Origin of the sequence: Shouchella miscanthi (assembly GCF_007725405.1) — a bacterium.
Taxonomy (GTDB): domain Bacteria; phylum Bacillota; class Bacilli; order Bacillales; family Bacillaceae_D; genus Shouchella; species Shouchella hunanensis.
The window spans coordinates 401,223-415,823 of sequence record NZ_CP042163.1 but is presented as its reverse complement, the minus strand read 5'-3'; the positions used below and the strand labels follow the sequence as shown (position 1 = coordinate 415,823).

Sequence of the window (14,601 nt, the reverse complement as noted above, 5' to 3'; positions counted from 1 at the left end):
AACTAGGTTTTTTTTTACATTATAGTTCCACAGGCTTCTTTTGTGCGGAGGCTTGATAGATGCCTTCAAGTATTTTCATAATTTCTAAACCGTCCTCTACTGGTGCAGGAGACGGTCCTCCAGTTATGCATGCTTCTACGAAAGCATCAATTTGCTTTTGAAATGCATTATCAAAATCAAAGCTTCGATGATCGATTTGTGGCTCGACATTTAAAATCGTGTCGTTTTCTTCCATGACAAGCAAAAGCTCTGGTTCGAGCTCTGCTCCACCTTTTGTTCCAAAAATTTGCATACCAAGCTGATCCTTTTTTGTATGCAACGAATACGATACGTCAACCATTAAAGAGCTACCATTTTCAAACGTAATTAATGCATTGGCTAAGTCTTCAACTGTATTTAGTGACGCATCATAGTCAGCTGTTTTATAAAATGATAGGTTTTTAACATTACTTCGGTTGCCCAGCTGATCATAAACATGTCCTGTTATGGATTTCACTTTTGGGCGACCCATTAAGTACCAACAACTATCGATGATATGGACACCTAGATCAATAATCGGTCCACCTCCAGAACGTTCTTTATCGGCAAACCAGCCACCAGGATTGCCAAGTCTTCTTAGCAGTGACGCTTTCGCATAATAAATATCGCCGAGCTTTCCATCATCAATAAAAGTTTTAAGCACTTGCGCATTCGTTCCAAACCGCCTCACATATCCGACTTGTAACGTTTTTCCAGTTTCCTCCACAGCCTCTTGAACTTTTTCTGCTTCCTGTACAGTCATAGAAATCGGTTTTTCAACTAGAACATGTTTGCCTGCTCGCAATGCTCGTATCGCTAAATCAGCATGAGTTCGATTCCACGTACAAATGCTTACACCGTCCACTTCTGGATGGTTAAACACCTCTTCAGGGTCTGTAAATACATGCTTCACACGATAATGAGTCGCTTTTTCTTGGGCACGACTTTCATTTTGATCACATAAACCATACAACTTCACTTGCTCATTTTGTATGTATGATTTTATATGCATTTCAGATATTGAACCTAATCCAATAACAACTACTTTCATCATTAAGCTCTCGCCCCTTCTACCGACTTCCAACCATCTACCGTTACTTCATCCCAAAGTCGGCTTAAATTATTCATACTAATACGTGAACCAAGAAAACAATCTTCCATTCCTTCAAACTCCACTACAAGATAACCGTCGTACTTCGCCACTTTTAATTGTCGAATGATTTCGCGCACAGGTAGTTCTCCATGACCAAGGATGGCCCCACGTAAATAGTTTCCATTCGATGTTCTAAACCAAGCTCCTTCACCAGGATTCTCATAATAGGGACGAATATAAAAATCTTTAAAATGAACCGTAGCCGCGTACGGGAGGTTTTTTCGTACTCCAACTAACGGATCTTCATCTGCGCATAAGAAATTCCCTATGTCTAGCGTCGTTTTAAAATTGTCCCGATTTACTGCACGTAACACTCGCTGAACACGATCACTTGATTGCACATTAAAACCGTGATTCTCAATCGTTGTGGTGATGCCCAGGGTCTTAGCATAATCAGCAATCATTTGACTACCTAGTACCATTTCCTCAAAATGATCGTCAAAATAATGAATAGACATTTCTTCTGGCTGTAATGAAAAAGCCGTCACATCATGTCGCATGAGTGTCATACCCATATGATGAACAACGTCAACATGGGCTTTAACTCGCTCTACTTCTTCATTAAATGCCGTTTCTGTCGGTTGGATAAAATTAGCTGGCATACAATAAGCAGATAGTTCAATTCCAACCTGTGCGGCACGCTCTTTAATTTGACTTGCTAAATCGTAGTTATCCACTACCGTATAGCCGTAAGGAACGAGCTCCATATGTGAGCCACCTTGCTCTCTCACCCAATCAATTGCCTCTAGAATCGTCATTCTACCGTCTCTTAGTGCTTGGACTAAACTGTATGAACTTAAACCAACCTTCATGCTATACCCTCACCCTCTATGTTTCTACATAAACGTTCGCTAAAACGTTTACATTTCCTTTAATTTCATTCTTTAATAAAGAGAAAATACTGACAACAATCTAGCCATGCTCGACTGTGCATGGCTAGATTGAGCTGTTCCGTTAGGGAACTACAATCGCTCCTTCGAATTTTTCATATTATTATAACATTATAACAAGTTATTCAATTCCTGCAACATTTATGTTACATGCGAAACCTTTCTTTCTTTTGAACGTTATATAGATAAGGGGGTGTTCATCATTGAATTATGAAAAAGAATTTACAGATGTAAAAGAACGCATCCGTCAGTATGAAAAATGGCACGCACATCTGGACCGAATTAGACCCAATTTAGAAGAGCAGACACAAAAATCGAAACAGTTAAAAACGATCTTGCAAGATAAACAGCAAGACGTTGATCGCTTAAGCGGCCTTTCCTTTTCGAGTCTTCTTCATGCCGTGACAGGCAGAAAAGCCGAAAAAATCGATGAGGCTACAGCACTCGTCTTAAAAGCTCAACTGAAATACGAGGAAGCCGAAGAAACAATGACTGATTTACATCACGAGCTTGAAGAAATTGACGCACATCTGCATTCATTAGGGAACCCTAAGGCAGATTTTCAACGACTGCTAGATTTAAAGAAAGACGTACTATTAGGAGAGAAAAATACCGCCTTACACTCTCTAGTAGAAGCAGCTTCAACAACTACGATCTATATGAATGAAATAAAAGAAGCAACAGAAGTAGGCCAAAAAGCAAAACAGGCATTGAAAAGCACCATTTTTTCTCTTAATAAAGCAAGCGACTGGTCTACATTTGACCTTTTTGGTGGAGGCTTTTTAACGACCGCCATGAAACATAGCCATGTCGATGATGCGAAAGCACTTATTCATCAAGTTCAACGTCACTTAAGACAATTTGAAGAAGAATTAAAAGACGTCAATCAATTTACCTCTTTCCAGATTGAACTAACAGGATTTCTTACATTTGCTGACTACTTCTTCGATGGCTTCATTGTTGATTGGATGGTTCATGGAAAGATTAAAGATTCTCATGAACAAGCAGTTACTCTATTAGCAGAAGTCGAAACCACTTTATCTCAATTAGCTACTATAGAAAAAGAGCTACACTCTGATTTAGAAGACATTCGTAAACAAAAACGGGCGTTTATTCTTAATGCGTGAAAAAAGAGACGAAAGGCGGTTGGAACGCCTCTCGTCTCTTCTGTTATGTTGCTAAATTGTACTCGTATCGATAACGAAGCGGTAGCGGACATCTGAATGTAGCACCCGTTCGTATGCGTCATCGATTTTGTCTGCTGATATGACTTCTATTTCTGGAAGAATTGAATGCGCCGAACAGAAATCTAGCATCTCTTGCGTTTCGCGAATACCACCAATCATTGAACCGGCAAATGATCGTCTTTTGCTGATAAGCGAAAACGCGTTGACATCTAACGGTTCACTCGGTGCACCGACATTTACTAAGGTGCCATTTAATGCTAATAAGTTTAAATAAGCACTCATATCCAACTTGGCACTGACCGTATTTAGAATAAAATCAAACGAACCTGCTAGCTTCGTTAACGTTTCTTCATCATTTGTTGCATAATATTCTTTTGCCCCAAATGCTAGTCCATCCTCTTGCTTTTTTAACGTTTGTGAAAGAACGGTTACTTCGGCACCCATTGCATGTGCAATCTTTACTCCTAAATGCCCAAGACCACCTAGACCAATTACCGCTACTTTTTTTCCTTCTCCCGCTTGCCATCTCTTTAATGGTGAATACGTTGTAATTCCTGCACATAGCAACGGTGCTGCTGCATCGAAAGGAATATTGTCAGGAATGCGGACAACGAATCCTTCCGTTACAACAATGTGTGTGGAATACCCACCTTGTGTGTAGTCCCCATACTTATCCACTCCCGCATAAGTCGGAATATTTCCTTCCTCACAATACTGTTCTTCACCTTCTTGACAGCTTGTACACTTTCCACATGAATCGACCATACAACCAACGCCAACACGGTCTCCTACTTTAAATGAAGTTACATCGTCGCCGATGTCAGCTACAACGCCAGCAATTTCGTGTCCAGGTACTAAAGGATACTGAACTTCACCCCATTCTCCTCGCGCCGTATGAATATCAGAATGACAGATTCCAGCGTACTTAATATCAATTAAAACATCATGCTTATCAAGATCTCTGCGTGAAATCTCGGTATGTTTAAATGCGTCTGTTGGACCATTAACTGCTCTCGCCTTTACCTTCATTCCACTTATCCTCCAATCAATTTGCGCTTACCATTCTACTTTCAAGCCTTTTCTAGTTCCCTGATTCCCCCTTTTTCTTTGATTAAACGTATCCTATTCCCTGGAGTCCACTCTAAGTCAAGTACAAAGCACATGCGGATTAATAACTGGTCCAGATCAAAAAAACTACCAGCAACGTAAATCCGTTACTGATAGTCCCCTAACCACCTATCGACTTTCTTTTACTTTCTCCACATATGCACGAGCTGTCTCCGTAAGCTGCTCCCAATCATTATTTTCAATTATTTCTTTTGATAATAAAGAGCTACCTGCTCCAACTGCCACTGCTCCAGCTTTAATAAAGTCAGGAATCGTGTCTAAGTTCACTCCACCAGTCGGCATCATTTTCACTTGAGGGAGCGGTCCACTTACAGACTTAATAAACTGAGGCCCAACACACTCTGCAGGAAAAACCTTTACTAAGTCGGCACCTAATTGAACGGCTTGAAACGCTTCTGTTGGCGTAAAGATTCCTGGAATGACTGGAATGTCTCTACTTTTCACCGCTTCAATGGTTTCCTGTGAGAGAATCGGCGCAAAAATAAATTGCGCTCCAGCATCAATCGCCGCTATCGCATCATCTGCATGTAAAACCGTCCCGGCACCAACGACGACATCTTTGTCATAGCGCTTGCTTAACGCGCTAATGGTTTCTAGTGCTAGCTCGGAATCGAGGGTTACCTCAAGACCTTTAACACCACCAGCGACGAGGGCATCCGCAATCGATTCCATTTTTTCTGGAGGTAATTTACGCAACACCGCACATACACCTGATTCAAGTACCGTTGATAACCCATCATTCATCGTGAAACTCCTCCATACACTTTGTCATCATCACATAAGAAAGCGTCAACTTCCTTCCTTGTCGGTAGCCCTTCAATGTCACCTTTTACACCAATGACTAAAGCCCCAACAGCGGCACCCATTCGAACGGACACCTCAAGTGACTTGTTCTCTAGCAAACCAGCTAGCACTCCAGCAGCAAACCCGTCTCCTGCTCCAACTGGATCGACTACTTGTTTAACACGGAAGCTGTCCACTTTCCCAGAACTCTGTTCATCTTTAAAGAGACTATAGTCACCACCATTTTTAATGACGACTTTCCTTGCCCCTAATTCAGTAACCTTTGTGAGATAATCCTGCTCTTCCATGTCACCAAACAACCACTTCGCTTCATCTAAGCCAGGTAAAACAAGATCTGCTTGTGCAGCAATTGTTACTAATCGCTGACGTGCTACCTCTTCTCCTAGCTTACGAATAAGAGCAAAACGAAGATTAGGGTCAAATGAAACGAACGTTCCATGTTCTTTTGCACACTGTATACCTGCGAGAACTGCTTCATAACAACTATTACTTAATAATGGTGTAATACCTGTGACATGTAAAATCGATGCATCGGCAATTTTTTCATACGCAAGGTCTTCCTTTGTCAACGTGCTCCCAGCGGAATCATGGCGGTAATAATAAACAGCAAGCTCCTCTTCCCTCCGGTGCTCCTTAATGTATAGGGCCGTTGGCGCTTCTCCTGTATAGGTCACATACTCTGTATCCACACCTTCTGCCTTTACTTCTCGGACCACATAGTGCCCCATTTCATCATCGCTAACTTTACCAAACCACGTAGCACTATGACCAAGCTTTGTTAATGCAATGGCTACATTTGATTCGGCGCCACCAATCTTCTTTAGAAATGACGGTACATATCGTAATCGTCCTTGTGTAGCAGCTTCAAATAACACCATTGTTTCTCCAAATGTCACGAATTGGCTCATTACGACCGCCTCCTTTTATACGCCTGAATATGCCATAAATCCGCCGTCAACTGGAACCGTAATACCTGTGACAAAGCGGGATGTGTCATCATCTGCCAACCATAGTAAAGTGCCTAATAAGTCTTCTGGCTGTCCAAAACGATTCTGCGGCGTATGGGCAATAATTTTTTCCGCTCGACTCGTCCATTCTCCTTCTTCCGTGCGTAATAAGTGACGGTTTTGCTCAGTTAAAAAGAACCCAGGTGCAATGGCGTTTATACGTATGCCTGCTTCGGCAAAGTGTACGGATAGCCATTTCGTTAAATTGTCAATTCCAGACTTTGCTGCACTATAAGCTGGCACCTTTGTCATTGGTGTCGCTGCTGCCATAGAAGACACATTAATAACCGTTCCACCTCTTGTTGTCATCGATTTTGCAAATACTTGTGTCGGAATTAATGTACCGAGCAAATTTAAACGAAAAACGTGATCGAAACCAGCTATTTCTAAGTCAAAAAAGGATGTTATGGTTGAATCGGTAAGATCTTCTTCATGAAAGTGTTCTTTATCGGTAATGGCGTCAGGATGATTTCCTCCTGCTCCATTTATTAATAGATCACATTCACCAAAGGCTTTTTTCACTTGATCATATGCTTGCGATACACTTTCCTCACTTAATACATCGCACGAAACAGCAAGGGCTGTTCCACCGTTCTGTTTAATCTCATCAACGACTTTTTGACCGTTTTCAATTGTTCTATTTAATATGGCAACGTTCATCCCTTGACGAGCTAACTCTTTTGCCATCTCTTGACATAAAACCCCGCTCCCACCTGTAATAACAGCGGTTTTCCCTTTTAATCCTTCATGTAGTGGTAGCATGATTTTCACTCTCTTCCTTTCGTTTAATAAGTTCGTAGGCATCCCATAAGCCCCATAAATGCATAATGCCTAAAGCGCGATCATATAAACCGTAACCAGGTCTACATTCCTCGCCCCATAAATGTCTTCCGTGGTCAGGTCGCGCATAGCCAGTAAAGCCACTCTCATGATAAGCTTTCACGACATCATCTATTGGTACAGAGCCGTCTTGCGTTCGATGAGAGGTTTCAATGAAATCACCATTTTCATAGATTCGAACATTACGAATGTGTGCAAACGCAATGCGATCGTGGAACCGTCTAATGATGCGTGGAACGTCGTTAGCTGGGTTTGCACCTAAAGAGCCGCTACACAGCGTCAAACAATGAGATGGACTGTTCGAAATCGCTAAGTAACGCTCAATTGCCTCTTCATTCTTAATGATACGTGGCAAATGAAACACAGACCAAGGTGGATCATCTGGATGAATGGCCATCTTTATGCCTTCCTCTTCTGCTACCGGCAGTACTTCTTCGAGAAAATAAGCAAGATTCTTCCAAAGCTGCTCCTCATCCACTTCCTCATAGGCTTTAAACGATTGCTCGATAGTCTTTAACCTCTCTGGTTCCCAACCAGGCATCGTATAAGCTGATTTCGTTACTTCTTTAATTAATTCATACGGATCCATATTGTCTACTTTTGCTTTTTCATAAAAGAGAGCTGTTGAGCCATCTTCTAATGGTTTAAATAAATCGGTACGCGTCCAGTCAAACACAGGCATAAAGTTAAAGCACACTACTTTTGCCCCTACTTTTGCTACGTTACGCAAGCTCGTTTTGTAATTTTCGATATAACGATCTCTTGACGGCAATCCTAACTTAATGTCTTCATGCACATTAATGCTTTCGACCACATCTAAGTGAAAGCCATATTCATCTGCTTGCTCTTTCACTTGTAGCACTTCTTCTTCCGTCCACACCTCTCCAGCTAGGCGATGGTGAAGCGCCCAAACAAGCCCCTCTACTCCTGGGATTTGCTTAATTTGATCAAGGGTAACAGAATCATCTTCTTTTCCGTACCATCTAAACGTCATTCTCATATGTTAGCCACTCCTTTATTCGTTAAATGTAAGCACAATTTTCCTTACTTCTTCAGGGTGCTCTTCTAGCTTTTTAAACGCCTCATCCACTTTTCTAAAATGAAAACGATGAGAAATTAATTCGTCTGGAGAAATAATTCCTTCATTTACTTTCTCTACAACGCCTTTGAATTGGTTTGTTTGCAGTCGCGAACCCACAACCCGCAGCTCTTTTTTTGTTAATAATAAAGATGGAATGTGAGATGGTGTTTCATTAAATCCTAACGTCACAACGGTTCCAGCGACTGACGCCAGTCGAACCGCTTGCTCAAACGTCCCTGCTGTTCCAACAGCATCAATGACGATATTGGCAAGCTCACCTTTTGTTTCTTTATAGATGGCTTCTTCAATGTCCTCTTTATTTGGCTGAAAAACGGCATCTGCTCCTATGGAAGATGCATAATCAAGCCTAACTGTATTGAAATCTGAAATCATCACATAAGCGCCGGCTTCCTTTGCCATTAACAGACACGCAATTCCAGTTGGACCAGCCCCCATAATAAAGACTGTATCACCTGGTTGAATGCCCCCCCTAAACGCGGCCTGAGCACCAATGGTTAATGGTTCTATTAACGCTGCAGCTTCTGCTGAAATCGATTCGTTTACTTTATGCCATTTTTGTTCATGGGCTTTTACAAATTCACTCATACCGCCATCTTTATGGACACCGAATACTTGAAGGGATTCACATACATTCTGCTGACCTTTTCGACAGGCATAGCATGTACCGCAGTATTCGATTGGTTCTAACGAGACTCGATCACCTACTTGAAGAAATGCTACATCCTCTCCAATTTCAGCGACTACACCTGACACCTCATGTCCAATGACACGAGGATAGACTGTGAATGGGTTACTTCCGTGATAAATATGAACATCAGAACCACATATCCCTACACATTGAACCTGTACTAACACATCATTAGGCGAAGAAATCTGTGGTTTTTCCATTTCAACAATAGACAACTTCCCAGGCTCTTGAACTTGTATTGCTTGCATGTATGACTCACATCCTTTTTATTCAAATAGACTTGGTAAAAACAACGAAAGCGACGGTACGTATGCAACGATAATTAATACAATGACCGCTACTGCAAAATACGGTAGTAGTTCTTTTACTGTTTTCGTAATTGGCACTTTAGCAAAGGATGAAGCGACGAACAAACAGACTCCTACCGGCGGTGTTGATAACCCAATCATGAGCGCAAGTACCATGACAACACCAAAGTGAACCGGATCCATACCTACACTCGTTGCTACAGGCAATAGTACCGGGAATAAAATAACCAGTGCAGCAATGGTTTCCATGAACATCCCTAAAATAAGTAACAATAGGATGATAAGTAAAATAACAAGAATTGGATTTTCCGTAATGGATAAAATGCCATCTGCAATTAATAATGGTACGCCTTCGCTGACTAAGATCCATCCAAATGTATTGGCAAATCCAACTAATAGCAGTATAGAGGCTGTCGAACTTAGCGTATTCCCAAGTAGTTGGGGTAACTCTTTCATTTGAAGCTCTTTATAGACAAACTTTCCAATCACAAATGCGTAAAGGACACAAACAACTGCTGCTTCTGTTGGTGTAAAGTAACCGCCTAAAATCCCCCACATAATGATAACAACCATTAACAATGCCCAGAACGCACCTAGAAAACTCTTTCCCACAAAGGAGAGTGGCTGCTTTTCCCCTTTTGGATACTGTCTTTTTACTGAAATGATGTACGTAACAATTAAAAACCCGATTGCGAGTAGTACCCCTGGAATGGCTCCAGCTAAAAACAAATCACCAATCGACACACTCGCTAGTGTACCGATAATAATCATTGGTAATGACGGAGGTAACATCGGACCAACCGTTGATGAAATGGACGTTACCGCCGCAGAGAAACCTGCTCCATATCCTTGCTTTTTCATAGCAGGTATCATAACAGAACCAATGCTTGCTGTATCCGATAAAGCGGTACCAGAAATACCTGCAAACCCTAAAGAAGATGCAACATTGGTTAGCGCCAAGCCGCCTCGTATATGACCAACAATGGCATTCGCAAAATCAATAATTCGATTCGTAATTCCTCCTGCGTTCATCAAGTTTCCAGCTAATATAAAGGCGGGAATGGCGAGCATCACAAACGAATTCATGCCAGCAAACATCGTCTGGGGAATTACTGTTAATGGAACACCAGCAACCAGTAAGTAAATAAGAGAAGCTAGCCCTAAACTAAAAGCGATTGGTATTCCAAATGCAATAAATAGAAGAAACAGTACGACTACTAATATGGCCATCCTCGCTAGTCATCTCCTTTCTCATCGACTGTTGCTTGGTAACGATCAACCACGTATACAACCGAATAAATCATGAACAAAAGGCCAAGTAACGGAACCGCTGAATAGGCATAGGTCATAGGTATTCCTAAAGTAGGTGCATAAAAATCTGCGCCTAACTGCGTAAGATGAATTCCGTATATAAACAAAACAATAGAGAAAAGAAGGATGACAAGTGCAATAATTCCTTCATAGATCTTTTGTACTTTTTCTGGCAACGCAAGAATAAGCATATCAATTCGAATAAATTCCTGTTTTCGTAATGCCAGCGGTGCGGCAGTTACCATTGAATAGACAAATAAATAGCGAGATAGTTCTTCCGTCCAGATAAAATCAAACGGAAAGTATCGACTGACTATTTGAATGACAACAATCAACAATAAAGATAAAAACAAAGCGATCGACACATACGCTAGAAGAGTATCTACTTTCTTCATCATCTTCATTCCGAATCGCCTACCTCCTCTGCTTCGTCAAGTATGTTAAGGTATAATTCATACTGCTCTTCTTGTAAGTATTGTTCTAATGCTGGTAACATCGCATCACGGAAGGCATCACGATCAACCTCTTCATTAACTTGAATACCACTCTCTATTAACCGTTTCAGCACCTCTTCTGTCTCTGCTTCTTGCAGTTCTTGTGCATACTGTTCTGCCTCTGTAGCAGCTTCCCTCACTGCTTCTTGTTGCTGATCCGGTAACGCTTTCATTTGTTCCGTTCCTACTACGACATAAATCCAAGATCGAACATGTTCTGTCAGATTGAGGTATTGCTGCACTTCATAGAATCCATTGCTTTCTATTAAATCGTTCGGGTTCTCTTGTCCATCAATTACACCTTGCTGTAATCCAGTAAACACTTCATTTAAGCTAATGACTTGGGGCTCAGCCCCTGCTTCAGACCATGCATCTAAGAACAGCGGTACATTCGGTACACGCATGCTAAAACCCTTTAAATCTTCAGGTGTAGAAATCGGGTAATTGGCTGTAACGTTTCGCGGTGATCGCTCCATATAGAACAACGGCGTCAACCCGATATCACGTTCAATATCCTGTTCAATGATTTTTCCAAGATCCCCTTCAATCACTTTCCGCATATGAGTTTCGTTCTCAAAAGCGTACGGTACAGCTAGCATTACTGCGTTCGGTGTCCAAACTTCTAACGTTTCTCCTGTTATCGTTAAATCCGTAGCCCCGTAGCGTATTGAATTGATATTATCAATTTCACTTCCTAATTGACTATTAGGAAAAATATCAATGATCACCTGACCATCTGTTTTTTCTTCTACTAGACGAGAAAACTCAATAGCGGTACGGTGCCATAGATGACTAGAATCGGATATATGCGTCATTTTCCAATATGTAGGTTCCTTTTCTCCTTCTGTGGTCGCCTCTTCACTTAAGCAACCGCTTAAAAGGAGGGTCGCCACTAAGCTTGCTGGTAAAAGTTTTTTCAACAAGTTCACCCTCTCCTTTTCAAAGCCTCTGTTCCTTACTAAAATACTCTGGATGCTCCAGTCTCAGCGCCTTTTGATCATACTGCAACAATCCTAAATGGGTTCGAACTAATACTTCAGCTCGCTCGCAGTCTTTCGTTTTAATAGCGCTCACCATCTCACCGTGATGTTCAACAAGTTGATCCCAGTTTAATTTCAATTCCATACTGAGCTTTCTTAAACGATTTGAATGGGTATCCATTTTCTGAATAACTTTCCATACTCTTAATTTTTTCGTTCCTTCCGCTAATAAGCGGTGAAACTCTTTATCGAGAACAAACAACGTTTTCTCATCTTCGGTCTTTTTTGCCTGTTTCTGTTTCTCAACATTTATTTCTAACTGCTGTAAGCAATAATCATTAAAGCTGTCACATGCCAGTCTTATAATTCCTACTTCTGCTTGCTCTCTAAGAAAACGTGCCTCTTCCACATGGTCTAAATCTATTAAGGTTACAAACGACCCTCTTTGTGGCAACACCATTAGCAGCTCGTCTTCCGTTAATCGTAAAAAGGCTTCTCTAACAGGGGTTCTACTTACCTCTAATTCCTCCGCAATTTCTTTTTCAGAAATCGCAGACCCTGGCGGTAAATCCAATGTCATAATAGACTCGCGGATCGTTTCATAGACAAAATCTCTTGTCGACATTTTGAAATCGGTACGATTCAGCATGGTTTTCTTCACCTCCTCAATCAGATACTACCACACTACCATACAAGTATGCTACCATTTATTTAAACGCTTTCAATTAGGAGGATTCCATATGATTACCGTGCCAGCAGATGAACTTTTATCTTTAACGAAAGATGTATTCACCCGTTATCACGTCCCAGAGCCTGTCGCTCATGACATTTCAACCGTTCTCGTTCACGCCAATTTAAGAGGTGTGGATTCACACGGCGTTATGCGAGTAGAACATTATATAAACCGCCTTATCGAAGGGGGCATTCGAGCTGATGCTACTCCTGATTATAACGAAACCTCCCCATCGACAGGAATCGTTAATGGCCATCACGGATTCGGTCATTCAATTGCGAAAGAAGGGATGAACAGAGCCATCCATCAAGCAAAACAGCACGGTATTGGCAGTATTGCTGTAAAGAATAGCAGCCATTGTGGTGCTCTGTCCTTTTTCGTTCAACAAGCAGCCGCAGAAAAGCTTATTGGCATTGCCATGTCCCATACCGATGCCATTGTCGTCCCATACGGAGGAGCTAAACCTTATTTTGGTACAAATCCACTTGCATTTGGGTTTCCTACGAACGAAGAAGACCCTGTCATTCTTGACTTTGCTACAAGTACGGTTGCACTTGGGAAAATATTAGACGCAAAGGAAAAACAACAGCCTATTCCACATGGATGGGGGGTTAACCATAATGGACAGTCCACGACAATACCAGAAGAGGTCGTATCTTTAACACCATTTGGTGGACCAAAAGGGTATGGACTGGCAATGGTTGTTGAAATCTTTTCCGCACTTCTCACCGGTGCTGCTTTTGGACCTCATGTTTCTAAAATGTATGATGACTACCACAAAAATAGAGAGCTAGGGCACTTTTTTATGGCGATTGATCCCAGTAAATTTATTGCAGTAGAAACCTTTACTGCTCGCTTGGATACTATGATTCAAGAATTACGCCAAGTTCCCGCCGTTACAACTGAAGAACGTATTTATGTTCCTGGTGAACTTGAAAAAATAAATGAAAGAGAACGGTTGGCCAATGGGATCCCTCTACCTGAATCGGTCTATCACTTTCTCAAACAAAATCATTGATGATCTTAAAAAGACCCTTAAGCAAAGCATGCTTAAGGGTCTCTCTAGATAAAAGCATTCAGTTCCTATCATCATTTGACCAGCACCATCTACTGTTACGTTATAACCTATTGGCGTGCTGACTATAATGCTTTTACTAGCCCTCCATCAATAACGAACGATTGACCGGTTACGTACGTGTTTACACCTGAACAAAGAAATACAACATGATTGGCAAATTCTTGCGGCGTTCCGTAGCGGCCAAGAGGAATGGCTTGTTCTTCCTTTTTCTTTACTTCATCAAGAGATAGATTTCCTTTGGTAGCTTTCGTTTCATCTAGTTCAAGCAAACGGTCTGTTGCTATACGCCCAGGACCGATAGTATTAATAAGAATGCCATCTTTCCCTAACTCTTGTGCCAAGCTTTTTGACAGTCCTGCAACCCCTGCTCGGAACGTATTCGAGAGTAACAATCCATCAAGGGTTTGTTTAATAGAAGAGGACGCTACATTGGCTATATGTCCCCCTCCTTGAATGCGCATTTGCGGCACAACTGCACGAATCGATCGAACATAGCTTAATAGATTTAACTCGTATGCACGTTGCCACTCTTCATCAGTAAATTGATCAATGCCTCCTGGAGGAGGTCCACCTGAATTGTTAATTAATACATCAATTCTCCCCCACTTTTTAATGGTGAAATCTACTAGCCCCATAATGTCTTCTGCTTTTGTAACATCACATACATGCGATACAATGTGAGGATTATTCGTTTCTTTTTTCATGTCGCTTGCCACTTGAGCTAGTTCGTTCTGTCGTCTACTCGACAACACCACTTTCGCTCCTTCCTCTGCAAACTTCTGTGCAATCCCTCTTCCTAGCCCTTTACTTGCAGCAAGTACAATGACCACTTTTTCTCTTAAATTTAAATCCATTGTGCATTCCTCCTTTTCCATAGTTT

15 protein-coding genes are annotated in these 14,601 nt (G+C 41.5%); 2 read left to right on the top strand and 13 right to left on the bottom strand.

Features of this window, described 5'->3' with window-relative positions; genetic code table 11:
* Positions 1–19: 19 nt before the first annotated feature.
* The gene (locus tag FPV17_RS02180; protein WP_144560391.1) at positions 20–1,069 is read right to left on the bottom strand and encodes a Gfo/Idh/MocA family protein; all 1,050 of its coding nucleotides are present in this window, start codon (positions 1,067–1,069) and stop codon (positions 20–22) included.
* 2 nt (positions 1,070–1,071) lie between these two features.
* Positions 1,072–1,983, bottom strand: coding sequence for a sugar phosphate isomerase/epimerase family protein (locus tag FPV17_RS02175; protein WP_035392940.1), 912 nt, complete (start codon positions 1,981–1,983; stop codon positions 1,072–1,074).
* A 281-nt stretch (positions 1,984–2,264) separates the two neighbouring features.
* Between FPV17_RS02175 and FPV17_RS02170 the strand changes: the two genes are divergently transcribed.
* The gene (locus FPV17_RS02170) at positions 2,265–3,188 is read left to right on the top strand and encodes a hypothetical protein (protein WP_144557720.1); all 924 of its coding nucleotides are present in this window, start codon (positions 2,265–2,267) and stop codon (positions 3,186–3,188) included.
* 51 nt (positions 3,189–3,239) lie between these two features.
* Here the strand turns inward: FPV17_RS02170 and FPV17_RS02165 are convergent, their stop codons facing one another.
* The 10 genes from FPV17_RS02165 to FPV17_RS02120 form a co-directional block, all read right to left on the bottom strand.
* Positions 3,240–4,277, bottom strand: coding sequence for an NAD(P)-dependent alcohol dehydrogenase (locus tag FPV17_RS02165; RefSeq protein WP_144557718.1), 1,038 nt, complete (start codon positions 4,275–4,277; stop codon positions 3,240–3,242).
* Positions 4,278–4,484: 207 nt separating this feature from the next.
* Positions 4,485–5,120: a bifunctional 4-hydroxy-2-oxoglutarate aldolase/2-dehydro-3-deoxy-phosphogluconate aldolase gene (locus FPV17_RS02160; RefSeq protein ID WP_060704229.1), complete on the bottom strand. Its 636-nt coding sequence runs from the start codon at positions 5,118–5,120 to the stop codon at positions 4,485–4,487.
* Positions 5,117–6,088: a sugar kinase gene (locus tag FPV17_RS02155; protein WP_060704230.1), complete on the bottom strand. Its 972-nt coding sequence runs from the start codon at positions 6,086–6,088 to the stop codon at positions 5,117–5,119. Before FPV17_RS02155 ends, FPV17_RS02160 begins: the two co-directional genes overlap by 4 nt.
* Before the next feature lie 15 nt (positions 6,089–6,103).
* Positions 6,104–6,949 (bottom strand): SDR family oxidoreductase, encoded by an 846-nt coding sequence (locus FPV17_RS02150; protein ID WP_144557716.1) that lies wholly within the window; start codon positions 6,947–6,949, stop codon positions 6,104–6,106.
* Entirely contained in the window at positions 6,933–8,027 is a 1,095-nt protein-coding gene (gene uxuA / locus FPV17_RS02145; RefSeq protein WP_144557714.1) for a mannonate dehydratase, read from the bottom strand. The genes FPV17_RS02150 and uxuA overlap by 17 nt, the downstream gene beginning before the upstream one ends.
* A gap of 15 nt (positions 8,028–8,042) precedes the next feature.
* Positions 8,043–9,065: a zinc-binding alcohol dehydrogenase family protein gene (locus FPV17_RS02140; protein WP_144557712.1), complete on the bottom strand. Its 1,023-nt coding sequence runs from the start codon at positions 9,063–9,065 to the stop codon at positions 8,043–8,045.
* A gap of 18 nt (positions 9,066–9,083) precedes the next feature.
* On the bottom strand, positions 9,084–10,355 hold the full coding sequence (locus tag FPV17_RS02135; RefSeq protein ID WP_144557710.1) for a TRAP transporter large permease: 1,272 nt from the start codon (positions 10,353–10,355) through the stop codon (positions 9,084–9,086).
* A gap of 5 nt (positions 10,356–10,360) precedes the next feature.
* Positions 10,361–10,840: a TRAP transporter small permease gene (locus FPV17_RS02130; protein WP_060704232.1), complete on the bottom strand. Its 480-nt coding sequence runs from the start codon at positions 10,838–10,840 to the stop codon at positions 10,361–10,363.
* A complete protein-coding gene (locus FPV17_RS02125) occupies positions 10,837–11,853 on the bottom strand; it encodes a TRAP transporter substrate-binding protein (protein ID WP_144557708.1) in 1,017 nt (338 codons plus the stop codon). Before FPV17_RS02125 ends, FPV17_RS02130 begins: the two co-directional genes overlap by 4 nt.
* 16 nt (positions 11,854–11,869) lie before the next feature.
* Complete coding sequence (locus tag FPV17_RS02120; RefSeq protein WP_144557706.1) at positions 11,870–12,559, bottom strand: GntR family transcriptional regulator; 690 nt, start codon at positions 12,557–12,559, stop codon at positions 11,870–11,872.
* Between the two features lie 91 nt (positions 12,560–12,650).
* Here FPV17_RS02120 and FPV17_RS02115 point away from each other — a divergent pair, with 91 nt between their 5' ends.
* Positions 12,651–13,661: an Ldh family oxidoreductase gene (locus FPV17_RS02115; protein WP_144557704.1), complete on the top strand. Its 1,011-nt coding sequence runs from the start codon at positions 12,651–12,653 to the stop codon at positions 13,659–13,661.
* Positions 13,662–13,783: 122 nt separating this feature from the next.
* Here FPV17_RS02115 and FPV17_RS02110 read toward each other — a convergent pair whose 3' ends face one another.
* Positions 13,784–14,575 carry an SDR family oxidoreductase gene (locus tag FPV17_RS02110; protein WP_144557702.1) on the bottom strand — a complete coding sequence of 264 codons (792 nt, stop codon included), beginning with the start codon at positions 14,573–14,575 and terminating at the stop codon, positions 13,784–13,786.
* Between the last annotated feature and the right edge of the window lie 26 nt (positions 14,576–14,601).